Genomic DNA, 22,632 nt, shown 5'->3' on the forward strand with positions numbered 1-22,632 from the left:
GACCATGTCGACGAGTATCGGGCGCCGGGTGGTCATCACCGGATGCGGTGTCGTGTCGAGCATCGGCATCGGGGTCCGGGAGTTCACCGCCGCACTGCGCGCCGGGCGCAGCAACGTCCGGCCGATCTCGGTGTTCGACACCGCCGGGTTCGCTCACGACAACGGCTGCGAGGTCGCCGACTTCGAGCCGGCGCGGTGGATCCGCACGCTCGACCCTGGCGACCTCGGCCGGGCGAGCCGGTTCTCCACCGCGGCCGCGCGGCTCGCGGTCGAGGATTCCGGGTTGCCGCTGGAAACCCTGCGTGCCGCGCGCACGCTCGTCTCGGTGGGCAGCACCGACGGCGAGGCGCACGAACTCGACGGGCTGGTGCGGCAGGAACTCTCCGCAGGGCTGGCCGGTCTCGACCCGAAGCTGGTGCGCCGCATCTCCGCGGGACGGCTGGCCACGTCGATCGCGCGCGAGCTGGAACTGGCCGACGTCGAGACCGGGACCATCGCGACGGCGTGTTCGGCGGGCAACTACGCCATCGGCAACTCGCTCGACGCGATCCGGTGCGGGGACGCCGAGTTCGCCCTCTGCGGCGGCGCGGACGCGCTGTGCCGCAAGACGTTCACCTCGTTCTACCGGTTGCGCAGCATCGCCCCGGACTGCTGCCGTCCGTTCGACCGCAACCGGATGGGCATCCTCACCGGCGAGGGGGCGGGAATTCTTCTGCTGGAAAGCCTCGACTCCGCGCTCGCCCGCGGCGCCCGGATCTACGCGGAAGTGCTGGGCTACGGCATGTCCTGCGACGCGCATCATCCGGTGGCTCCGCATCAGGCCGGGATCGCCCGCTGCATGGAACTGGCACTGGCCGACGCCGGGGTCAAACCCGCCGAGATCGACCTGATCTCCGCGCACGGCACCGGGACGAAAGCCAACGACATGACCGAGTCCGCGGCGATCCGCGACCTTTTCGGGCCGAAGCCGCCGCGCACCGTGTCGATGAAATCCATGCTCGGGCACTCCATGGGCGCGGCGAGCGCGCTGGCCGCGATCGGCTGTTCGATCGCGCTCACCGAGCAGTTCATCCCGCCCACCATCAACCACCGCGACACCGACCCGGACTGCCCGATCGACTGCGTCCCCAACGAATCCGTCGACGCCGACCTCGACATCGTGCAGAACAACGGCTGGGCCTTCGGCGGCAACAACGCCGTGGTCCTGCTCGGCCGGTACGAACGGCAACCCCGAGAGGAGGCCTTGCGGTGACCGCACCTGCCCGGCGCCGTCCGGTCATCTCGGCCTGGACCGCCATCTCCCCCTTCGGCTACGGCCGGGAAGCGTTCGCTGACGGCGTCCGCTCCCGGCGCGAGCCCGCCCTCGACCCCGGCGCGCAAGGCGATCCGGCGGCGATCGTGCCCGGCTTCGACGTGCGCGAGATGTTCGGCCGCAAGAAGACCCGGGCGATGAACCGGGTCAGCGGGCTCACCGTGGCGGCCGCGCAGCAGCTGCTCGCCGACATGGAACTGGCTCCGGACGGCGACCGCGAGCACATCGGGTTCGTGCTCGGCACCACGACCGGCAGCGCGCAGAGCATGATGGACCTGACCCGCGCGTCGATCACCGGCGAACAGCCGGATCACGTCGAACCCGCGGCGGTTCCCGGCACCGTGATGAACTGCGCGGCCGGGCAGGCCGCGATCTGGCACCGCCTCAGGGGTCCTAACGCGACGATCGCGGCCGGGCGCACCACTGGGTTGCAGGCGTTGAACTACGCCCGCCGGCTGCTGATGACCGAACGCGCGGCTCAGGTGCTGTGCGGTGCGGCCGAGGAGCATTCCGCGGCGCGGTCTTGGCTGGAACACCACCGGCGCGGCGGGGCGGCGACGCTCGGCGAAGGCTGTGCGATGTTCCTGCTCGAACCGGCGGACTCGGCGGATCCGCGCAGCGTGCTGGCGACGCTCAGCGGCATCGACTCGCGGATCTGCCTCGACGGCGACCTCGCCGGAACTTTGCACGCCACCGTGTCCTCGCTGCTGAACCGGTCTGGCGTGGCCAAGGAACGAGTGTGGGCGGCGGTCGGCAGTGGCTTCCCCGTCGGCTCGGACCGTCCCGAGGACGCGACGCTGCGGCAGTTGTTCGGCGACGAGGTGACGGACCGCGTGCCGCCGGTGGACCTCATCGGTGACACGTCGGCGGCGACCGCGCTGTTCGGGCTGGCCTCCGTGCTCAGCATCGCCGACGGAGCGGACCTCGACGAGCAGGACCACATCGTCGTCACCGCTTGCGACGACGACGGTTCGGTGGCCTGCGCGTTGCTGCAGCTCGGCGGTGCGCGATGAGCAGAACCGCGCTCGTCACCGGCGGCTCCCGCGGGATCGGCCGGGCGGTCGTGCTCCGCCTGGCACAGGACGGCTTCGACGTCGCCTTTTGCTACCACAGCAACCAAACCGCGGCGGACGTCCTGGTCAAGGAGGTGCTCGACCTGGGCGTCCGGGTCGAGGCCGCCCAGGTCGACGTGGCCGACGGCGAGGCGGTCACGGCGTGGGTGGAGCGCACGGCCGACGAGTTCGGGGCGCCGGACGCGCTGGTCACCTCGGCCGGGATCACCCGGGACGGTTCGCTCGCGCTGATGTCCGAACCGGACTGGTCGAGTGTGCTGCGCACGAACCTGGACGGCGTTTTCCACGCGTGCCGTCCCGCCGTGTTCCGGATGCTCAAACGCCGTTCCGGAAGCGTCGTGACGCTTTCCTCGGTGTCCGGCGTGCACGGCAATCCGACGCAGACCAACTACTCCGCGGCCAAGAGCGGCGTGCTCGGTTTCACCAAGGCGCTGGCCAAGGAAGTCGGCCGGTACGGGGTGCGGGTCAACTCCGTCGCGCCGGGCCTGATCGAGACCGACATGCTCGGCAAGCTGAGCGAAGCGACCCGCGAGAAGATGCTGCGCGCCGTCCCGCTGCGGCGCTTCGGCCGGCCCGAAGAGGTGGCGGACCTGGTGTCGTTCCTGGTTTCCGAACGCGCCTCCTACATCACCGGCAGCGTCTTCGAGGTGGACGGCGGCTTCGTCGTCTAGCCGAACGTTCCCCGCGGCAGCGCAGGCAGCGCGTGCCGCGTCCTGTCCGTGCGCTGGCGAAAGGACGTCATGAGCGCCGAGAACGGTTTCATCCCGCGGCTCAAGACCGCGGTTTTAGGCACGGCCGACCGGCCGCTGGTGTTCGTCGGCAACTTCGAGGTCGAGGAGCAGTGGGCGGTCGACGAGCAGGGACTGCCCCGGGTGTCCGCCCCGGGCGGCACGGCGGTCGTCAACAGCATGGACGAGTTCGCCTTGCTGCTGGGCGGAAAGCGGGATCACGTGGTGCTCAAGCACGCGCCGGATCCCGGTTACCGCGGCTATCTGGAAGGGCTCGGCCTCGACCTGCCGCAGATCCACGTGATCGCCGACCCGGATCCGGCGCGCACGGTCAGCCAGGACGCTCTCCACGATCCGTGGCTGATCGCCGCGCTGTCCGCGCTGCGCGCCGACGACGCGCATCTGCTCGCCCACGGTGTCTCCGCGGTGGAGGAAGAACTGGCTGCCGCGACGGGATTGCCGCTGGCCGCGCCGGATGCGGCCCGGTGCAAGGCGGTGAACAGCAAGATCTACAGCCGCCGCATCGCGGCCAAGCTCGGGTTGCGCCAGCCGAACGGCTGGGCGTGCGACACGCTCGAGCTGCTCGACGAGGCCGTCGCCGCGGCCGCCGAGGTGCTCGCTGCCGGGCGTCGCGTCGTCGTCAAGGAGGCGTTCGGGGTGTCCGGCAAGGGGATCTCGGTGGTCTCCGACGAGCGCAGGCTCGACCGGTTGCGCCGGATGATCTCCGCGACCGCCCGCCGGAAGGGCCGCGACCGGATCGCGTTCGTCCTCGAGGAGTGGGTCGACAAGCGCGCCGACCTCAACTACCAGTTCACCGTGAGCCGCGACGGTTCGGTGCGCTTCGACTTCGTCAAGGAGCTGATCACCGAAAACGGCGTCCACAAAGGACACCGGATTCCGCCTCGGCTGGACGAAGCGCAGCTCGAGACCATCCGGTCCGCGGCACAGGCGCTCGGCGGGCAGCTCGCCGCCGACGGCTACTACGGCGTCGTCGGGGTGGACGCGATCGTCGAACCGGACGGCGGTGTCTTCCCGGTGCTGGAAATCAACGCCCGCAACAACATGTCCACCTATCAGGTGCCGATCCAGGAACGCTTCGTCACCGCGGGAGAGACCGCGATGGCCCGGCACTACTCGCTGCGGCTCGGCGCCAGCGTGGGCTTCGACCGGGTCCGCGACGCGCTCGGCGATCTGCTCTTCGACGGCACGGGCAGCGGCCTGCTGGTGAACAACTTCGCCACCGTCAACGCCGGCGCGCAGACCGCGGACGGCGCCCCGTTCGCCGGCCGCCTCTACGGCGTGCTCATCGGGGATTCGGCCGCCGAGGTCGACCGGATCGACGCGCGGGTCGAACGCGCGCTGGCCGTCCTGCAGCAGGCCTGAGCCCCCGTTTCCGCCCAGCCGAAGACTAAGGAAATTCTGTGACTGAAACCGTTCCGGAGTTCGCCGTCGTGTCCGGCGCCCAGGTGCACCAGGTGCTCGACGGCGCCGAGAAACACCTGGTCGAGCTGATCGAGGCGGCCTACCGGCTGCACGGGCGGCAGGCGACCGTCAACCCGCCCTCCTACTTCCTCCGGTTCCCGGACCGGCCGGCCGCGCGCATCATCGCGCTGCCCGCCTCGGTCGGCGGCGAGGTCGCGGTGGACGGGGTCAAGTGGATCTCCAGCTTCCCGGAGAACGTCCGCACCGGGCTGCCGCGCGCCTCGGCCGTGCTGATCCTCAACGACCAGGCGACCGGGTACCCGCTGGCCTGCATGGAAAGCTCGATCATCAGCGCCAGCCGGACCGCGGCGTCGGCGGCGCTGGCGGCCGACTGGCTCAGCCGGCGCGGCGAACGGCCGCGACGGCTCGGGTTCGTCGGCACCGGGCTCATCGCGCGCTACGTGCACCGGTTCCTGCTCGGCACCGGCTGGGACTTCGACGAGACCGCGGTGTTCGACCTCTCCCCCGAGCACGCCGCGGGCTTCCGGGGCTACCTGGAAAGCACCGGCGCGAACGGGATTTCGGTGCGCGAAAGCGCCGAGGAGCTGATCCGCGGCAGCGACCTGATCGTGTTCGCCACCGTCGCCGGGGAACCGCACGTGCACGATCCGGCCTGGTTCGCGCACAACCCGCTGGTGCTGAACGTTTCCCTGCGCGACCTGTCCACCGAGGTGATCCTGGCGTCGGCCAACGTGGTGGACGACGTCGAACACTGCCTGAAGGCCAACACGTCGGTGCACCTGGCCGAACAGGCCACCGGCGGACGCGACTTCCTCGACGGCACCCTCTTCGACGTCCTGACCGGGGCACTCGCCCTGACCGCGGACCGGCCGCTGGTGTTCTCGCCGTTCGGGCTCGGCGTGCTCGACCTCGCCGTCGGCAAGCACGTCCTGGACGAACTGCGCCGCCGCGGCGAACTGCGCGAGGTGGGCGACTTCTTCTTCGAACTCGACCGCTACGGCGCCCGCTGATGCCGATCATCACCAGTCCGCACGAGTTCAACGTCGACGACCTGTTCGTCGACCTGTACGGGTGCACCGGGCGATCGCTCTACCTCAAATGCGAGGGCTTCAACTTCGCCGGTTCGATCAAGATCAAGGCCGCGACCGAGATGATCGACGCGGCCGAACTGGACGGCACGCTGAGACCGGGCGCGACGCTCGTGGAGAGTTCGTCGGGCAACCTCGGGGTGGCGCTGAGCCTCGTCGCCGCCAGCCGGGGCTACCGGTTCGTCTGCGTCACCGATTCCCGCTGCACCCTCGGCGCCCGGCAGCTGATGCAGACGCTGGGCGCCGAGGTGCACGTGATCACCGAACCGCATCCGGAAGACGGCCTGCTCGGCGCGCGGATCGCGCACGTGCGGCGGCTGTGCGCCGAGGGCGCCGACCGGGTGTGGCTCAACCAGTACGCGAACGCGGGCAACTGGCAGGCGCACTACCGCACCACCGGTCCGCAGATCGCGAGTTCGTTCCCCGGCGCCGACGTGGCGTTCATCGGGGCGGGCACCACCGGCACGCTGATGGGCTGCGCGCGGTACCTGCGCGAACACTGTCCCGGAATGCGCGTGGTAGCCGTCGACACCGTGGGTTCGGTGACCTTCGGGACGCCGGCCGCGCCGCGGATGATCCCCGGTCTGGGCACCGGGGTCCGGCCCCCGCTGCTCGACGAGTCCTATGTGGACGATGTGGTGCACGTGCCGGAGCTCGACACCGTGCGCATGTGCCGCCGTCTCGTGCGGGCGGGTTTCCTGTTCGGCGGCTCGACCGGCACCGTCGTCGCCGGCGCGCTGGACTGGCTCGACCGGCACGAGCACGGCGAAAACCTCACCGCGGTGGCGGTCTCCCCCGACCTCGGCGACCGCTACCTCGACACGGTCTACCACGACCAGTGGGTGGCCGACCTCTACGGAGCCGCGGCGCTCGCCCCGCCCGCCGCGCTCGGGAGCTAGTACCACTCGAAATCGAGGTGCCACGCCCAGTGTGCGCACGATCACGAGGAGCCATCCTTAGACCGTCCGGCTTGCCGCCTGCGCGGCGGGAGGCCTGAAGCGGCCCAAGGAGTTCGGCATTGCGAACGCTACCTCTGCTCCGTCTCGCGCGCTGGTGTGCCGGACACCCCGGCCCGGTCCTGTGCGCGTGGCTGCTGTTCCTGGTCGCGGCGGCGGGCGAGGGCCTCGCCGCCGCGACCGGAGGCTCCGCGAACGCCGGTTCCGTCCTCGCGGTCGGCTGCCCGCTCACCGCGCTGCTGCTGGTGCTGGTGCTGGGTTCGCTGCGGCTGGCCGCGCTCGCGTTCGGCTATCTCGCGACGGTCGGGGCCGGTGCGCTCGGGGTGCTGACGGCGATCGCCGAAGCCGGGACGGGCTCGTTCGGCAACTGGAACCTCGTTCTCCTGCCCGGCATCACGAGCGCGGCCAACCATCTGCTGATCGCCGTCCGCAGGCAGCAGGAGATGCCGCCGGGCAAGCACGACGCGTCCGACACCGCGCAGATCGTCGCGTCGGCCGCCGGGCGGACCGCGCTCGTCACCGGGCTCGCGATGCTGGCGGCGATGACCGGGCTGTACCTGACCGGCGAACCGCAGGTCATGCGGTTGGCCGAGGCCGTGGTCCTGGTCGTTCTGGTGGAAGCCGCCGCGGCGCTGACTTTGCTTCCGGTGCTGCTGACCCGGATCTCAGTCCCGGTGCGGAGGCCGTTCCAGTGGCACTGGCTGCCGCGGTTCGTCGCCCGCCTGCCCGCGACCTGGCGCTACCGCAGCGCGGCGGGACTCATCGGCACGCTGGCGGGCACCGGCGCGGCGCTCGGGTACGTCGTCTACCGCTATCTCGAATCGCCGACGCTGCCGCCCTTGCCGTTGGCGCTGCTGATCGGCCTGACCTCGCTGGCGGTGATCACGGCTTTCCGGCCGATGGTGGTCGCGCTGACGACCGCGGTGCTTTCGGTGCTCTCCGCGCTTTTCGCGCTGACCATGCTCACCTGCCTGGACCCGCCGGCTCCGACGTGGCTGCCCGTGGCGTTGGTGGCCGTGCTCGCCGCGCCGACCACCGACCTGCATGTCTGCCTGCTGCACCACTTCCGCGTCGAGGCGCTGACCGGGATGTCGCCGCAGCACGTGCTCGCCGAAGGGCTGCGGCGCGGCACCGTGGCGATCTCCAGCGCGAGTGTGGTGTCGATCGGCGTGTTCAGCGCTCTCGGGATCGCTGGCGCCGGCGAGCTGAGCGAGTTCGGCTGGGCGGCCGCGGCGGCGCTGGCGATGGACGTGCTGGTGATCCGGTTGGTGCTGTTGCCCTTGCTGCTCTCATTGGCCGGCCCGGTCCGCTGGTGGCGGCGGACCGGGCCGGGGGCTGCGCGAAAGTGAGAGGCTCGGGTCACCCGGTGGTCGGGTGCCCGGTGAGGTCGAGGAAGGCTTCGTCAAGGGTCGGTCTGCGCAGCGCGAAGTCCGCCAGTGCGACGCCGCGTTCGTGCAGCGCGTTCGCCGCCGCGGCGATCCCGCCGCTCTCGTCGAGCAGTTCGAGGGAGATGCTGCACCGGCGTTCGTCCACGACCGGGACGCCCACTGCGACAGGTGTCAGGGCCGCCACTGCGTCCGCGAGGCCTTCGGGGTGCGCGACGGCGACCTCCAGCCGTTCCCGGCCGACCTTGCGCTTGAGTTCGTCCGCAGTGCCCTCGGCGACGCTTCGGCCCTTGTCGATGACCACGATCCGGTCCGCGAGGTAGTCGGCTTCCTCGAGGTACTGCGTGGTGAGCAAGACCGTGACGCCCTCGCTGACCAGTTCGCGGACCATCGTCCACAAGCCCATCCGGCTCGCCGGGTCGAGTCCCGTGGTCGGTTCGTCCAGGAACAGCACCGACGGACGCGCGACGAGGCAGGTCGCGAGGTCCAGTCGACGGCGCATCCCGCCGGAGTACGTGCCGACTGCGCGGTCTGCCGCCTCGGCCAGGTTGAACCGCTCCAGCAGTTCGCCCGCCCGAGCGCGCGCTCCTCGACGGCCGAGGTGCAGAAGCCGGCCCAGCAGCACCAGGTTCTGCCGTCCGGTCAACAGTTCGTCCACGGCCGCGTACTGGCCGGCGAGCGCGATGTGCCGCTGGACTTGCTTGCGTTCCCGCACGATGTCGTGTCCGGCGACCAGCGCGCGGCCGCTGTCCGGCGGAAGCAGGGTCGCGAGCATCCGGACCGTGGTGGTCTTGCCGGCGCCGTTCGGCCCGAGCAGGCCCAGCACGGTGCCGGGCGGAACGGCGAGGTCGACGCCGGCGAGCGCTTCGTGGTCGCCGTAGCGTTTGCGGAGGCCCTCGGCTTCGATTGCGAGTTCTCCCATGTCAGCCTGCTTCCCGGACGTTTTCGGGCGACAGATCGGTCCAGTGGCCCGAAATGTGCGCCAGGGCTTCTTCGCGGCTGCTCTCGCCGAGCGAAACCCGCCAACCGGGCGGGATTTCCGCGAAGGACGGCCAGAGGCTGTACTGCCGGGCGTCGTTGACCAGGACCAGGAAGGTGGCGTTCTGGTCGTCGAACGGGTTTGTCATCGCGTACTCCGGATCGGTTAGGCGAGGCGGTAGCGGCGGAAGCTGAGCAGGGTCGCCGCGGCGAAGAGCACGACCAGCGTCACCGCGACGACGACGCCGGGATGCTGGGCGGGGAACGAACTGTCCGCCGGCAACGGCACGCCCCACAACTGGCGGCACAGCGTCGTGACGGAGCTGACCGGGTTCCATTCGGCGATCGGCCGCACCCAGGACGGGAGCTGGCTGACCGCCATGAACGCGTTGGACAGAAAGGAAAGCCCGAGCGTCAGCACCGCGCCGACGCCGTCGATCGATTCGGGATTGCCCATGGACAGCCCGAGCAGCACACCGACCCAGATCATCACGTACAGGAAGAGGGCGAGCACGGCCAATCCGGCGAGTAGAGCGGGGAACCCGGCGTGCACGCGACCGCCGACCGCCAGCCCGATCCCGGCGACGATCGCCAGCGCCACGAAGCCGACCAGCGCGTCGCCGATGGTGTGGCCGAACAGCACGGCGGGGCGCGAGATCGGCAGCGAGCGGAACCGGTCGGTGAGACCGCCCTTGAGGTCCATCGCCACCGCGATCGCGGTCGGCGCGACTCCCGCGAGCCCGACTTGCATGAGCGCGGCCGGGAACAGGAACTCCGGGTAGCTGCCGCCGCCTTCGACGCTCACCGCGCCCTTGAAGACGTAGCCGATGGCCAGCATGGTGATCAGCGAGTTGAGGGTGATCGCCAGGAGCCGGCCGGGGACTTTGCGCAGGTGGGTCAACCGGCGTCCGGCCAGTGCGAAGGTTTCGACGAACGCCGCTGCCCGCGGAGGGTGCGCCGGGGTGGTCATTGCGGTCACTGCGACTCCTCGTTGCTCGCCAGCGTTTCGGCCACCACGGCGCCGACCTCGGCCTGTGGTCGCGGGTCCATCAGGTATTCGTGGCCGCACTCGATCCGGTTCGCTCGCACCGGGCCCGCCACGTGCGGCGCCCAGCGGCGCACTCGTTCGGCCACCTCGGCATCGGTCAGTCCCTCGGCCGCGACGAACAGCTCGAGCGCGCCGCTGAATCTCGCCGGGCGGTACCGGTGGGCCAGCGCGGCGTTGTTGTCCATCACGGCGAGGACGCGGGTCATGCGTTCCTCGCCGATGTCGGCCAGCCTGCTGTCCCCCTGCCGCAGCACGGCGATGACGTCGGCTGGGGTCAGCTCGGCACCGGCGGCGGTGTCGTGGAAGCCCACGTGTTCCAGGAAGTCGACGAGCAGCTCGTGCCGGGACGGCGCTGGTTCGGCTCCGTCCGGTGGGTAGCTGTCCAAAATGGACAGCGAGCCGACCGGTTCTCCTTCGGACTCCAGGCGTACGGCGAGTTCGAAGGCCAGCAGACCGCCGTAGGACCAGCCGAGCAGGTGGTACGGGCCGTGCGGCTGGACGCGGCGGAGGCGGTTCAGGTAGTCCTCGGCGACCTGTTCGACCGAGTCCGGGAACTGCTCGGCGCCGCTGATTCCGGGCGATTGCAGGCCGTAGACCGGACGGCCGGGCAGGTGCGCGGCCAGGCCGAGGTAGGGCAGGCTCAGGCCGAGCCCGGCGTGCAGGCAGAACAGCGGCGGTTTCGTCCCGGTCGGGCGGATCGGCAGGAGCGGGGCGAACGGGTCGGGCAGGTCCGCGAGATCCGGTTCGGCTCGTTCGGCGAGTGCGGCCAGGCGTTCGACGCTGCCGTGGGTCAGGACGTCGGCGACTGTCAGCCGGAGTCCGGCTCGGCGGGCCAGCGCGACCAGCCGGACGGACTGCAGGCTGTTGCCGCCCAGTTCGAAGAACCCGGTCCGGACGTCGATCTCGGCGAGGCCAAGGGTTTCCGCGAACGCGGCCCGCAGCAGTTCGACGGATTCGCCCGGGTCCTGGCTCGGCGGTGCGGTGGGGGTGGGCAGGGCGGAGCGGTCCAGCGTGCCGTCCGGAGCGACCGGGATGGTGTCGAGTTCCGCGAAGGCGCTCGGGATCAGGTAATCGGGGAGTTCGGCCGCGAGTGCTTCGCGCAGGGCCAGCGGGTCGACGCCGCGTTCCCATTGCGGGACCACGTAGGCGAGCAGTGCGTCGTCCTCGGCGATTACGGCAGCTGCGGCCACCGAGGGCTGACGGTGCAGGGCCGCTTCGATTTGGCCGAGCGGGATCGCGAAGCCGCGTACCTGGGCCTCGCGGAGCACTTCGATGGTTCCGTCCAAGCGGAGACGGGCGGGGCGACCGGACGGTGCGCCAGCCAAGTACAGCTCTCCTCGGCCACCGCGCGGCACCGGCTGCAGTTGCTGGTCGAGGACGTCGGCGCGGCTGTGCGCGAACGGGCGTCCGTTGACCAGCGAGAGCCAGCCGGACGCCGCGGTTCCCTCGCAGTTGAGTGCTCCGTCGAGGAATTCCTCGCCGAAGTTCAGCACCCGGGTGCCCGGTCGCAGTGCCAGCATTTTCGCGATGTTCGGGGTCAGGACGACGACGCTCGGGTCCGCCGACGAGGCGAGTTCCGCGATCTCCGCGGCGGGGGCGACGGTCACCACCGCGCCGACGTGCAACGCGGCGAGCACGACCGGCAGCGCGAATTCGGTGTCCGGGGCCAGGACGCGGTCGCTGGCCGTGAGCGGCAATTCGGTCAGCAGCGCGGCGATGGTCGCGGCCAAGGCATCCCGGCTGAAGACCGCTTCTCCGCGATAGGCCAACTCCGCGCCAGACACCGAGACCGTGAGGTCGGTGTCGGCGAATCCGGAAACGTCCGCGGGCACGGTATAGCGAGACGGGCCGTCTGCGGGCGTCCAGGCCGCGCCGATGGCGAGGACGGCGAAGATCGCTGCCCAGCGGTCGCGGCCCGGGGGCAGGTCGACGAGCACCGTCTCCCCCGGCCCCGCGCCTTGGGCCAGCAACGCCCGGGCGACGCGGTTGGCTTGTTCGCGCAGGCCGACGTCTCCCGGGGCCAGCAAGCCGTCGGGAACCTCGAGCGACGGCTCGGCTGGGGTGGCCCGCTCGGCGGAAGTGCGCAGGTCGATCCGGCTCAACGACTGTCCGGGGGCCTCGGCGGCGGCCGTCAGGAGGAGGGTCAACCGGTCCACGAGCAGGTGCGCGGTTTCCGCGGTGAAGGCGTCGGCGTTGTATTCGAGCGTGCCTTCCAGACCGCGTTCGCCCTTGTGCTGGCCCAGCTGGAAGGTCAGGTCGAACTTGAACTTCTTGTGCGTCGGGGCGAGCAGTTCGGGGCGCGCGGTCAGGCTGCCGAGGCTGACTTCGGAGGGCGGCACGTCGTAGAAGGACAGCAGCACCCCGAACAACGGCTGCCGCGACATCGACCGGGCCGGTTGCGTTGCCTCCAGCAGCCGTTCGAAGGGCAGTTCCTGGTGGGCGTAAGCGGCGAGGTCGGCGTCGCGGACTCGCGCGACCAGTTCGGCGAAGCTCGGGTCGCCGCTGGTGTCGGTGCGCAGGACCAGCGTGTTGACGAAGAAGCCGACGAGGTCGTGCAAGGCTTCGTCCGGACGGCCGGCGACCAGGCTGCCGAGCGGGATATCTGTTCCCGCGCCGAGCCGGGTGAGCAGCGTGGCCAGTGCGGCTTGGACGACCATGAACAGGCTCGCACCCTGCTCGTGAGCGAGCCGCGAGAGACCGCGATGCACGGCGGACGGGACGGCGAACTCGATGGTCCCGCCGTGGTAGCTGGCGGACGCGCGGCGCGGCAGGTCGACCGGCAGCGCCAGTTCGCCGGGCATTCCGGCGAGCGTCTCCCGCCAGTGCTTCAGCAGGCGGGCGGATTCGCCGTCCTGGGGGTCGTCCAGCAGGGAGTGCTGCCAGACCGAGTAGTCCGCGTACTGGGCGGGCAGTTCGGTCCACTGTGGACTCTTGCCGGACCGCCGGGCCTCGTAGGCGGTAGCGAGGTCTCGGGCGAGCACGTCGACCGACCAGGCGTCTCCGGCGATGTGGTGCAGGACCAGCAGGAGTACGTGGTCGCCGTTCTGGTCGGGACCGAACAGCTTGCTGCACAACGGGAGGTCGGCGGACAGATCGAAGCCGCGGGCGACTTCCCCGGCCAGCGTGGCGGCGAGGTCCTCCGGCAGCGGGGCGAGGCGCAGCGGCTCTCCCGCGTCGAGCACGCGTTGGAACGGCACGCCGTCGGTGTCCGGGAAGACCGTGCGCAGGATTTCGTGGCGTGCGGTCAGGTCGTCGACGGCTGCGGCGAGCGCGGAGCGGTCCAGTTCTCCGGAAAGCCGCACGGCGAGGGGGATGGTGTAGCCGCCGTGTTCGCCTTCGAGCCGGTTGAGGAACCACATGCGCTGCTGGGCGTACGACAGCGGCAGCGGATCGGGACGGTCCAGCTTGCGGAACGCCGCGCGCGCCTGGCCGGCCGACGCGAGCCGTCCGGCCAGCGCGGCGACGGTGCGGGCCTCGAACAGATCCCGCAGCGGCAGTTCGACGTTCAGTTCCGACCGGATCCGGCTGACCAGCGCGGTGGCCAGGAGGGAATGGCCGCCGAGGGCGAAGAAGTCGTCGTCGATTCCGGCTTCGGCGACTCCCAGCACCTCGGCGTAGAGCCGGGTCAGTTGTTCCTCGACCGGGGTGCGCGGGCCGCGTTTCTCTTGGCCCATCAGGTGTTCCGGGGCGGGCAGGGCCTTGCGGTCCACCTTGCCGTGCGGCGTCAGCGGGAGCCGGTCGAGTACGACGATCGCGCTGGGCACCATGTACGCGGGCAGCAGTTCGGCCAGCTGGGCGTGCAGTTCTTCGGGGCGGGCGGTTCCCGCGACGTAGCCGACGAGGTGCCGGTTGGCCGCGTCGGAACCTTGCACGACCACCACCGCGTCGGTGACCGATTCCTGCGCGAGCAGACCGGCTTCGATTTCGCCGAGTTCGATGCGGTGGCCGCGGATCTTGACCTGGAAGTCGCGGCGCTCGATGAACTCCAGCGCCCCGTCGGCCCGGCACACGACGCGGTCGCCGGTGCGGTACATCCGCGTTCCCGGCTCGCCGAAGGGGTCCGCCACGAACACCGAGCCGGTCTTGGCCGGATCGCCGACGTAACCGCGGCCGACCACCAAACCGCCGACGTACAGCTCGCCGGCGGCACCTGGCGGGACCGGACGCAACTCGTCGCCCAGCACGTACAGCCGGGTGTTCCGCACCGGAAGGCCGATCGGCACCCGCAGGCCCGGTACATCGTCCACACTGGACAGAACGGCGTGGGTCACGTCGTCGGAGCATTCGGTCGGCCCGTAGGCGTTCATCATCGGGATGTCGGGGAAGTACGCGAACCAGCGCACGCACAGGTCCGGCGGCAACGCCTCGCCGGTCACGACCAGCCACCGCAACCCGGTCAGGTCCGGCGGGCTGCCCGCGTCCCAGAAGTCCAGCGCGGCACGAAGCAACGACGGCACGACTTCCAGCACCGACATGCCCAGACCGAACAGCGCGTCCGGATCGGCGGCCGTCTCCCGGCTCACCGCCCGGACTTGCGCGCCGACCAGCAGCGGGGCCAGCATCTGCCAGACCGACACGTCGAAGGTCAGCGGCGCGTTCTGCACCAGCACGTCCGGCGGCTCCAGCGACAGGTCTTCCACCTTGGCCAGCAGGTGGTTGACCATCCCGCGGCGGGACACCATCGCGCCCTTGGGGCGGCCGGTGGACCCGGACGTGAAGATCAAATACGCCACGTCGTCGTCCGCGCCGACGACCGGGGCCAGCTCGGCGTCCACGGCGCCGTCCAACTCCACGACCGCTACCGGCAGGCTGTCCGCGATCTCCCGGAATTCCGGAGCCGCGATCACGCAGGCCGCGCCGCTGTCTTCCACCAGCCCTCTCAGCCGGGCGAGCGGCAGCGTCGGATCCAGCGGTACGTAGGCGCCACCTGCGCCAAGGACGCCGAGGACCGCCGAGATGAAGCCGATCCCGGGACCGGCGAGCACCCCCGCTACCCGGCCTTGCGGCAGCCGCCGCGAGAGTGCCGAGGCCAATCCGACCAGCTCGGCGTAGCTCACCGAACCGGAGTCATCGACCACCGCGACCGCGTCCGGGGCCTGCGCGCGGACCCGTTCGACCACGCCCGCGCCGATCGGGCCGGTCGCGCCCAGCAGGAAGGTCTCCGCTGGCTCGGCCACCACGTCGATCCGGCCCAGCGGGCGGTCCGGATCGCCGAGCACCGTGTCGAGCAGCGCCCGGAACTGCTGCGCCAGCTCGCGGACGCGGTCGTCGCCGAAGGCTTCGCGGAGGTAGTCGAAGCGGAAGGCCAGGGAGGCGTGCGGTTCCACCACGAGGCTGAGCGGGTAGTGCCGCGAATCGAGCGTCACCGCGTCGACCACGCGGACGTCCTCGCCAAGTTTCACCAGCGGTCCGCCATCGCCGGCGGGGACGTTCTCGAACACCACTGCGGTGTCGAAGAGTTCTCCGCTGTCCGGGATGGCTCCGCTCAGTTGTGCCTGCCCGATGTGCTGGTAAGACACCATCGCGGCTTGTTGAGATCCCAGTTCGGCGAGCAGCTCGCGGACCGGGCGGGCCGGGTCGAGGCGGGCCCGGACCGGCACGGTGTTCACGAACATGCCGACCATCGTTTCGACGCCCGGCAGTTCGGCGGGGCGTCCGGAAGCCACCGCGCCGAAGACCACGTCCTGCTGCCCGGCCAGCCGGCCGACCAGAATCGCCCAGCACGCCTGCACGATCGTGCTGACCGTCAGTTCGTGTTCGCGCGCCCACGCGTAGAGGTGCGCAGTGTCGCTTTCGGACAGTGTTAACTCGACTGTCGCGGGTAGGGTCTCGGCTGCAGGAAGATCTGGGGCGACGCGGGTCGGTCCGGGCAGGCCCTCCAGCAGGTCTTGCCAGGCTTTCCGTCCGGCTTCCTGGTCTTGCCGGGACAGCCAGGCCAGGTAGTCCCGCATCTGCGGCACCGCGGGCAGTTCCGTCCGCGCGCCGCCTGCGTACAGCTTCGCCAGCTCGTCGATGAGGATGGGGACCGACCAGCCGTCGGTGGCGATGTGGTGTGCGCTCCAGAGGAACCGGTACCGCTCGGCGGCGACCCGGATCAGCGTGAACCGGACCAGCGGCGGCCGCGCGAGGTCGAAGCGGCGCAACCGGTCCTGCTCGACTAGCCGCCGCAGCTCTGCCTCGCGGTCCTCCTCCGGGAGCCCGGTGAGGTCGATTTCGGTCCACGGCAGCTCGACCGATTCGGCGACCAGTTGCACCGGCTCCCCGTTGCGACGCCGGCGGAAATATCCGCGCAGGGCGGTGTGGCGGGTCAGCAACGTGGCGCAGGCATCCCGGACCGCAGTGGTGTCCAGCGGCCCTTCAAGATCGGCGATTGCTTGTACCGCATAGAAATCCACGCCCTCGGTGTCGAGTTCGGCGTGGAAGAGCATGCCTTGCTGCAACGGTGCCAGCGGAAGCACTTCCTCGACCGGCCCGGCCCGCAGCTCGTCCAGCTCTCCCGGGGCGAGTTCGATCAAGGCGGTGGTTTGGAGGGCAACCTCCTCCCCCACCGGGACCGCGTTCTCTGCGATCGCCGCCGGGGTGCGCGCTTCCAGCAGGTCGCGCGGGGTGATGACGAGCCCGGCCTTGCGCGCGCGGCTGACCACCTGGATCGAGCTGACGCTGTCGCCGCCGAGGGCGAAGAAGTTGTCGTCGATGTAGACCTTCGGCACCGTCAGCACCTCGGCGAGCACGTCGCACAGGATGGCCTCGACGGCGTTGCGCGGCGCCCGGCCGACTGCTTCGGCGGCGAAATCGGGCTCGGGCAGCGCGTCCCGGTCGACCTTTCCGTGCACGGTCAACGGCAGCGCGTCGAGCACGACCATCGCGGGCGGCACCAGGTAGTCCGGCAGCCGCTGCTGCAGTTCGCTGCGCACGGAAGGGATGTCCACCGGCCCCGTTCCGACCAGGTACCCGGCGAGCCGTTTGGTGCCAGCGGCGTCGGAGCACACCACCACGACCGCGTCCGCGATCTCCGGCAGCTCGCGCAGGGTCGCCTCGATCTCGCCGAGTTCGATGCGGTGGCCGCGGATCTTGACCTGGAAGTCGCGGCGCTCGATGAACTCCAGCGCCCCGTCGGAGCGGCGCACCACCCGGTCGCCAGTCCGGTACATCCGGGTGCCCGGCTCGCCGAACGGATCCGCGACGAACACCGAACCCGTCTTGCCCGGATCGCCCACGTAACCACGGCCGACCACCAAACCGCCGACATACAGTTCGCCCGCGGCGCCCGCGGGAACGGGACGCAACTCGTCGCTCAGCACGTACAGCCGCGTGTTCCGCACCGGAAGACCGATCGGCGTCCGCAACCCACGGACATCGTCCACACTGGACAGAACCGCGTGCGTCACGTCGTCCGAGCATTCGGTCGGGCCATAGGCGTTCACCAGCGGGATCTCCGGGAAGTACCCGAACCAGCGCACGCACAGGTCCGGCGGCAATGCCTCGCCGGTCACGACCAGCCACCGCAACCCGGTCAGGTCCGGCGCCCCGCCGGCGTCCCAGAAGTCCAACGCCGCCCGCAGCAACGACGGCACGACCTCCAGCACGGACATGCCCAGCCCGAACAACGCTTCCGGATCCGCCGCGACCCGCCGGTCCACCACGCGGACCTGACCGCCGACCACCAGCGGCGCGAGCATCTGCCACACCGACACGTCGAACGTCAGCGGCGCGTTCTGCACCAGCACGTCCGACGGCTCCAGCGACAGGTCCTCCACCTTCGCCAGCAAGTGGTTCATCATCCCGAGCCGGGACACCATCGCGCCCTTGGGGCGGCCGGTGGACCCGGAAGTGAAGATCACATACGCCACGTCGTCGTCCGCGCCGACGACCGGGGCCAGTTCGGTGTCCACCGTGCCGTCCAGCTCCACGACGTCCACCGCCAGTTCCGCGGCGACGTCCCGGAATTCCGGAGCCGCGATCACGCAGGCCGCACCGCTGTCCGCCACCAGATCGCGCAACCGGGCCAACGGCAGCGTCGGATCCAACGGCACATAAGCACCACCGGCGCCCAGCACACCGAGAACCGCCGAGATGAAGCCACTTCCCGGTCCAGCGAGCACGCCGACCACGCGTCCGGCGGGCAACCGCCGCGACAACGCCGAGGCCATTCCGACCAAGTCCGCATAACGCACTGAACCGGCCGCGTCGACCACCGCGACCGCGTCCGGATCCTGGGCGCGCACCCGCTCCACCACGCCCGCACCCACCGGGCCGACAGCGCCCAGCCCGGCGGCGAGCAGTTCCGCCCGCTCGCGCGGATCGACCACGTCGACGTGCGCGAGCGGCGCGTCCGGATCGGCGCGCGCGAAGCGGTCCAGGAATCCGGCGAACCGGTGCAGATGAGTGTCCACTCCGGACTCGTCGTACAGGTCGGGGTTGCCGTTGAGGTGCAGTTCGATCCCGCCGCCGGGTTCGTCGAGGACGGTGATCGACAGGTCGTTGGTGATCCCGGTGGACAGGTTCCGCACCCGGGTCACGCAGTCGCCCAGCCGCAGCCCGGGGTCGGCGGGCAGCACGTTGACGAAGGGACCGCCGAACGGCCGCCGCTCGTCGCTGCGCACGCCGATGTCGCGGCGGATCTGGTTGACGTGGTAGCGCTGGTGCTTGAGCGTGCGAGCGAGTTCCCGGGAAGCCTGCTTCAGCAGCAGCTGCCGGGTCATCGCGGGCGTGACCCGCATTTTCAACGGCAGGTAGTTCGCCATCATCCCGGGAATCGTCCGGGTCCGGACCCCCGCGCGGGCGGCGACCGGAACGGTCAGCATCAGGTCTTGGATCCCGGAGAGGCGTTCGGTGTAGGCGGCCATCGCGGCGAGCAGGAAGGTCGGCAGGGTCACCCCGGCCTCCGCCACCGCCTTGCGTGCCGCGGCGGCCGCGTCGGCGGGCAGGGCGAGGGTGCGGCGCAGGAAGCCGCGCGCCGGTGCGGGTTCCTTGCCGGACAGGCTGATCAGGTCCGGGACGGTGCGGAAGTGATTGCTCCAGAACTCGCGGTCGCGGCGAAGGTGCGTGGAGTTCTGGTAGGCGAGTTCGGATTCCAGCAGGTCCCGGAACGGCGGCAGCGGACGGCCCGCGGGCTCCTTGCCGGTCCGCACCGCGGTGTACAGCTCGCCCATCCGGCGGTGGCAGATCGCGGCGCTGAACCCGTCGCCCACCAGATGGTGGGTGGTGAGATACCAGAAGCGCCGGCGCGGGCCCAGCGTGAGCAGAGCCGCGCGGAACAGCGGGAAATCAGTGACCGAGAACGGCCGGGCCAGGTCCTCGTGCATCCACGCGAGCGCGGCCGCCTCGGGGTCCGGTTCGCTGGACAGGTCGAGGAAGCGGACTGGCAATTCGGCGAGCGGTTCGACCACCTGGCGCGGTTCGCCGTCCACCTCGAAGAAGCGGGCGCGGAAGCACTCGGCCTCCTCGGTGAGCAGGCGGAACGCTTCGGTGAACACGGCCACGTCCAGGTCGCCGGAGATGTCCAGGTAGTCGGCCATCGCGTAGGCAAGGCCGCCTCCGGACAGCTGCTCGTCGAACCAGACGTCGGTCTGGGCCGTGGACAGGGGCAGGCTCGTCTCGACAGCAGTCATCGCGGCACCTCGGAAAGTCGGTCGGTGGTCTGCCCGGGCACGCGGCCGAACGCGTCGGCGGCCCAATGGTCCCGGTAGACGGTGTCCAGGTAGTGGTCGCCCAGGTCCGGGGAAATCGCCACGGCGGTCAGGTCGCGGTCCTCGCGGGCGAGCCAGGACAGCGATCCGGCGACGACGGTGCCGGTCGAACCGCCGAACAGGAAGCCGCGGCGCACCAGCGTCCGGCACGTCTCCACGGTTTCGGCTTCCTCGACGTGCACCACGTCGTCCACCAAGGACTCGTCGAGCAGCGCCGGCCGGATCGCCGAACCGAGCCCGGGAATCCGCCGCGGTCCGGGCGGGCCGCCGAAGCTCACCGAGCCGACGCTGTCCACCGCCACCACGCGGATCGACCGGCGCGCCTCGCGCAGGTACCGGGCGCAGCCCATCAGGGTCCCGGCCGTGCCGGTGCCGACGAACAGCACGTCGAGGCCGGGGAACATGCGCAGGATCTCCGGGCCGGTGGTCCGGTAGTGCGCGGTCCAGTTGCCCGGGTTGGTGTGCTGGTCGAGCCAGACGTAATCCTCGTGCTCCGCGCACAAGCTCTCCACCAGCCGCTGCCGCGCGCCGACCAGGCCGTCGACCGGATGCGGTTCGGTCAGCACCCGCACCTCGGCGCCGTAGTTCTGCATCAGCTGCCGCGCGGACAGCGTGCAGTGGTCGTCGGTGACGCAGATGAACCGGTATCCCCGGCTGGCCGCGACCATCGCGAGCGCCACGCCGATGTTCCCGGAGGAACTCTCGACGATCGTCCGGCCGGGACGCAGCGTGCCGTCCCGTTCGGCGCGTTCGACGATTTCCAGCGCGGCCTTGAGCTTGATCGACCCGGCGAAGTTGAACCCCTCGCACTTGACGAACAGGTCGCGGCCGACGAACCGGCGCAGGTCGACGTACAGATCCGGGACGGTGAACTCCTGAGGGGCGGATATCACCCGCACGGCGAACCTCCGGTGCGCGAGGGGGCGCTCAGCGCCGGGAACGACTCGCCCCGGCCGGCTTTTCCGGCGAGCAGCCCGGTGAAGACGATGAGTTTCTGGATGTTCGCGGCGCCTTCCATGAACTCGACGCCGCGGGCGTCGCGAATCAGCTTGTCCAGCAAGGGATGCGTCCAGCGCGCGCTCGGTCCGAAGAACCGGCAGGCCGCTCTGGTCGCGTCCTCGGCGAGCCGGCTCGCCTCGGCTTTGGCCGACGAGGCCAGGTGCCCGCCGCGGCTGCCGCCCGCGTCCACCTCCATCGCCGCGAGGTGCACGAGGTTCCGGACGCTCTCGATCCGGTAGCCCAGCTGATCCCATTCGGCCGCCGCGCCGCCGGCGAGCAGGCCGCCTTCGGCGCGGACGTACTCGTGCGCGGCTCGCGCGATGCCGATCGCGATAGCCGCGACACCGGGCCGGAGCCGGTTGAACGTCAACGTGGCGGCCCACATTCCGCGTCGGGTCGGGGAAAGATGGCGGCCCAGCACGCGGTCCGCCGGGATCCGCACCTCGTCGAACTCCACCGCGCAGAACCGGGCGCCGCGCAAGCCGAGCATGCCCAGTGGTTCGGCGTGGAAGCCGGCGGAAGCGGTGTCCAGCAGGACCGCCCGTACGCCGAGCGGGCCGGGCGCGGTGCGGGCGAAAACCACGCCCAGGCCTGCCCGGGAAGCGTTGCCGACATACCGCTTGCGTCCATTCAGGACGAAGTCGCCGTCCGGTCCGGGCGTGAGACTGGTGGTGAGCGCGTTCGCGTCGGAGCCGACGTCGGGTTCGGTGAGCGCGAAGAAAGTCCACGTTGGACGGTCGAGGAGCCTGCCGTAGAACCAGGCTTTCTGCTCGTCGTCGGCGAGCACGTCGATCAGGACGCCGGACATCGACGCGCCCGGTGCGGCGAGTGTCGCGCCCGCGTCGCCCCGGGCGAACTCCTCCAGCAGCACCGTCCGTTCCAGCGCGGTCATCCCGTGGAACCGGTGCCCGGCGACGTTGATGCCCTCCGAACCGTACTCCCCCGGGACCAGCAGCTGCGCCATGCAGCGCACCGCGGGCAGGTCGGCGAACTGGGTGATGGCCTCGGGATCGCGGTCGAGCACCGCACCGGCCGCACGGAGGTCGGTTGCCCATTCCGCGGCCAGCTCCCGTAGCGCCAGCAAGGGTTCGGTCAGTACCGTGCCCGTCACGTTGTCCCCATTTCGTGCACGCTCGCGAGCAGCTCCGAGACGTCGGCGACCTCGCCCGGCCCGCCCGCGAGGAAACCCTTCGCTCCCAGCAATCCGAGCAGTTTCCGATCCACATCGGACAGACACTGGTGCAGATACCGCACTCGCGCGGGAGCCAGGTTCCCGTCCGCCAGCAGATCCGCTTCTACCGCCAGTTGCCCGGTCAACGCGGTCGCGAGGCAGTCCTGGATCATCTGCTTGCGCAGCAAGGACTCCTCCCCCGAACGCCGCTCGCCCAAGTACTGCAGGCACTCGTCGAGCAGCCACTGCGAAAGCCCCAGCCGCACCCACACCAGGTCCGGGCCCGCGGGCGCTCCCGCCAGACCCCGGGCGAACACGACCGCGCCGCCGGGAAGATCGGCTTCCCGCAGGATTTCCGTCCCGGCGGGCAGTTCTCCCGCCGGGACCGCCGCGATCGCGCCGGCCCGCTGCGCCGTCGGCAGCAGTTTGAGCGCGGGCGCGACACCCTGCTCCCGGGCGACCCGCCGGCACTCCTGCCACCGCACCGGGTCAGGCACGGATTTCCGCGATGACGAACGCGGCGAGCGAACGCACCGATTCGAAGTGCTGCATTTCCAGGTTCTCGGTGTCGAACTCGATGCCGAACGTGTCCTCGAGCTGCATCAGCAGCTCCAGCACGCCGGTCGAATCGAGGCCGGCGTCGGACAGCCGGGTGTCCGCGGACAGGTCGGCGACGTCCCGTTCGAGCACCGTGCCCAGCGCGCCGGTGATGCCCTCGACGACCCGGTCCTCGGTCAGGGTCTGCGCGATCTCAGTCATGGC

Annotated in this window: 15 protein-coding genes; 7 read left to right on the forward strand and 8 right to left on the reverse strand. The window is 70.7% G+C overall.

The features are described from left to right. Nucleotides 1-4: 4 nt before the first annotated feature. The 7 genes from F9C12_RS16215 to F9C12_RS16245 all read left to right on the forward strand — a co-directional run bounded on the left by F9C12_RS16215 (nucleotide 5) and on the right by F9C12_RS16245 (nucleotide 7,949). A complete protein-coding gene (locus F9C12_RS16215; protein ID WP_409182799.1) occupies nucleotides 5-1,252 on the forward strand; it encodes a beta-ketoacyl-[acyl-carrier-protein] synthase family protein in 1,248 nt (415 codons plus the stop codon). Further along, on the forward strand, nucleotides 1,249-2,325 hold the full coding sequence (locus F9C12_RS16220; protein WP_409466430.1) for a beta-ketoacyl synthase N-terminal-like domain-containing protein: 1,077 nt from the start codon (nucleotides 1,249-1,251) through the stop codon (nucleotides 2,323-2,325). Before F9C12_RS16215 ends, F9C12_RS16220 begins: the two co-directional genes overlap by 4 nt. Further along, nucleotides 2,322-3,056 (forward strand): beta-ketoacyl-ACP reductase, encoded by a 735-nt coding sequence (locus F9C12_RS16225; protein ID WP_409466431.1) that lies wholly within the window; start codon nucleotides 2,322-2,324, stop codon nucleotides 3,054-3,056. The genes F9C12_RS16220 and F9C12_RS16225 overlap by 4 nt, the downstream gene beginning before the upstream one ends. Before the next feature lie 69 nt (nucleotides 3,057-3,125). Continuing rightward, nucleotides 3,126-4,496 (forward strand): ATP-grasp domain-containing protein, encoded by a 1,371-nt coding sequence (locus F9C12_RS16230; RefSeq protein WP_409466432.1) that lies wholly within the window; start codon nucleotides 3,126-3,128, stop codon nucleotides 4,494-4,496. Nucleotides 4,497-4,534: 38 nt separating this feature from the next. Next, a complete protein-coding gene (gene sbnB / locus F9C12_RS16235; RefSeq protein WP_409466433.1) occupies nucleotides 4,535-5,566 on the forward strand; it encodes a 2,3-diaminopropionate biosynthesis protein SbnB in 1,032 nt (343 codons plus the stop codon). Next, nucleotides 5,566-6,543 carry a 2,3-diaminopropionate biosynthesis protein SbnA gene (gene sbnA, locus F9C12_RS16240; protein ID WP_409466434.1) on the forward strand — a complete coding sequence of 326 codons (978 nt, stop codon included), beginning with the start codon at nucleotides 5,566-5,568 and terminating at the stop codon, nucleotides 6,541-6,543. The genes sbnB and sbnA (F9C12_RS16240) overlap by 1 nt, the downstream gene beginning before the upstream one ends. 119 nt (nucleotides 6,544-6,662) lie before the next feature. Beyond that, a complete protein-coding gene (locus tag F9C12_RS16245; RefSeq protein ID WP_409466435.1) occupies nucleotides 6,663-7,949 on the forward strand; it encodes an MMPL family transporter in 1,287 nt (428 codons plus the stop codon). A 10-nt stretch (nucleotides 7,950-7,959) separates the two neighbouring features. Here F9C12_RS16245 and F9C12_RS16250 read toward each other — a convergent pair whose 3' ends face one another. The 8 genes from F9C12_RS16250 to F9C12_RS16285 are packed head-to-tail and all read right to left on the reverse strand — an operon-like array spanning nucleotide 7,960 to nucleotide 22,629. Beyond that, a complete protein-coding gene (locus F9C12_RS16250) occupies nucleotides 7,960-8,907 on the reverse strand; it encodes an ATP-binding cassette domain-containing protein (protein WP_409182806.1) in 948 nt (315 codons plus the stop codon). A 1-nt stretch (nucleotide 8,908) separates the two neighbouring features. After that, nucleotides 8,909-9,112 carry an MbtH family protein gene (locus F9C12_RS16255; protein WP_409182807.1) on the reverse strand — a complete coding sequence of 68 codons (204 nt, stop codon included), beginning with the start codon at nucleotides 9,110-9,112 and terminating at the stop codon, nucleotides 8,909-8,911. A 17-nt stretch (nucleotides 9,113-9,129) separates the two neighbouring features. Further along, nucleotides 9,130-9,933: an ABC transporter permease gene (locus F9C12_RS16260; RefSeq protein WP_409187095.1), complete on the reverse strand. Its 804-nt coding sequence runs from the start codon at nucleotides 9,931-9,933 to the stop codon at nucleotides 9,130-9,132. Nucleotides 9,934-9,938: 5 nt separating this feature from the next. Then, complete coding sequence (locus tag F9C12_RS16265) at nucleotides 9,939-19,622, reverse strand: amino acid adenylation domain-containing protein (protein WP_409466436.1); 9,684 nt, start codon at nucleotides 19,620-19,622, stop codon at nucleotides 9,939-9,941. After that, a complete protein-coding gene (gene sbnA / locus F9C12_RS16270; protein ID WP_409466437.1) occupies nucleotides 19,619-20,599 on the reverse strand; it encodes a 2,3-diaminopropionate biosynthesis protein SbnA in 981 nt (326 codons plus the stop codon). Before sbnA (F9C12_RS16270) ends, F9C12_RS16265 begins: the two co-directional genes overlap by 4 nt. After that, nucleotides 20,590-21,810 (reverse strand): acyl-CoA dehydrogenase family protein, encoded by a 1,221-nt coding sequence (locus F9C12_RS16275; protein ID WP_409466438.1) that lies wholly within the window; start codon nucleotides 21,808-21,810, stop codon nucleotides 20,590-20,592. The genes sbnA (F9C12_RS16270) and F9C12_RS16275 overlap by 10 nt, the downstream gene beginning before the upstream one ends. After that, entirely contained in the window at nucleotides 21,807-22,367 is a 561-nt protein-coding gene (locus F9C12_RS16280; protein WP_409466439.1) for a DUF2786 domain-containing protein, read from the reverse strand. The genes F9C12_RS16275 and F9C12_RS16280 overlap by 4 nt, the downstream gene beginning before the upstream one ends. Then, nucleotides 22,360-22,629, reverse strand: a complete 270-nt coding sequence (locus F9C12_RS16285) for an acyl carrier protein (RefSeq protein ID WP_409182812.1) — start codon at nucleotides 22,627-22,629, stop codon at nucleotides 22,360-22,362. Before F9C12_RS16285 ends, F9C12_RS16280 begins: the two co-directional genes overlap by 8 nt. Between the last annotated feature and the right edge of the window lie 3 nt (nucleotides 22,630-22,632).

This window comes from Amycolatopsis sp. GA6-003 (assembly GCF_046267895.1).
GTDB lineage: Bacteria > Actinomycetota > Actinomycetes > Mycobacteriales > Pseudonocardiaceae > Amycolatopsis.

Coding starts and splice junctions, on each gene's coding strand:
- sbnA (WP_409466434.1), top strand. CDS start 5,566: ATGCCGATCATCACCAGTCCGCACGAGTTCAACGTCGACGACCTGTTC.
- F9C12_RS16260 (WP_409187095.1), bottom strand. CDS start 9,933: ATGACCACCCCGGCGCACCCTCCGCGGGCAGCGGCGTTCGTCGAAACC.
- F9C12_RS16265 (WP_409466436.1), bottom strand. CDS start 19,622: ATGACTGCTGTCGAGACGAGCCTGCCCCTGTCCACGGCCCAGACCGAC.
- F9C12_RS16215 (WP_409182799.1), top strand. CDS start 5: ATGTCGACGAGTATCGGGCGCCGGGTGGTCATCACCGGATGCGGTGTC.
- F9C12_RS16250 (WP_409182806.1), bottom strand. CDS start 8,907: ATGGGAGAACTCGCAATCGAAGCCGAGGGCCTCCGCAAACGCTACGGC.
- F9C12_RS16285 (WP_409182812.1), bottom strand. CDS start 22,629: ATGACTGAGATCGCGCAGACCCTGACCGAGGACCGGGTCGTCGAGGGC.
- F9C12_RS16255 (WP_409182807.1), bottom strand. CDS start 9,112: ATGACAAACCCGTTCGACGACCAGAACGCCACCTTCCTGGTCCTGGTC.
- F9C12_RS16225 (WP_409466431.1), top strand. CDS start 2,322: ATGAGCAGAACCGCGCTCGTCACCGGCGGCTCCCGCGGGATCGGCCGG.
- F9C12_RS16230 (WP_409466432.1), top strand. CDS start 3,126: ATGAGCGCCGAGAACGGTTTCATCCCGCGGCTCAAGACCGCGGTTTTA.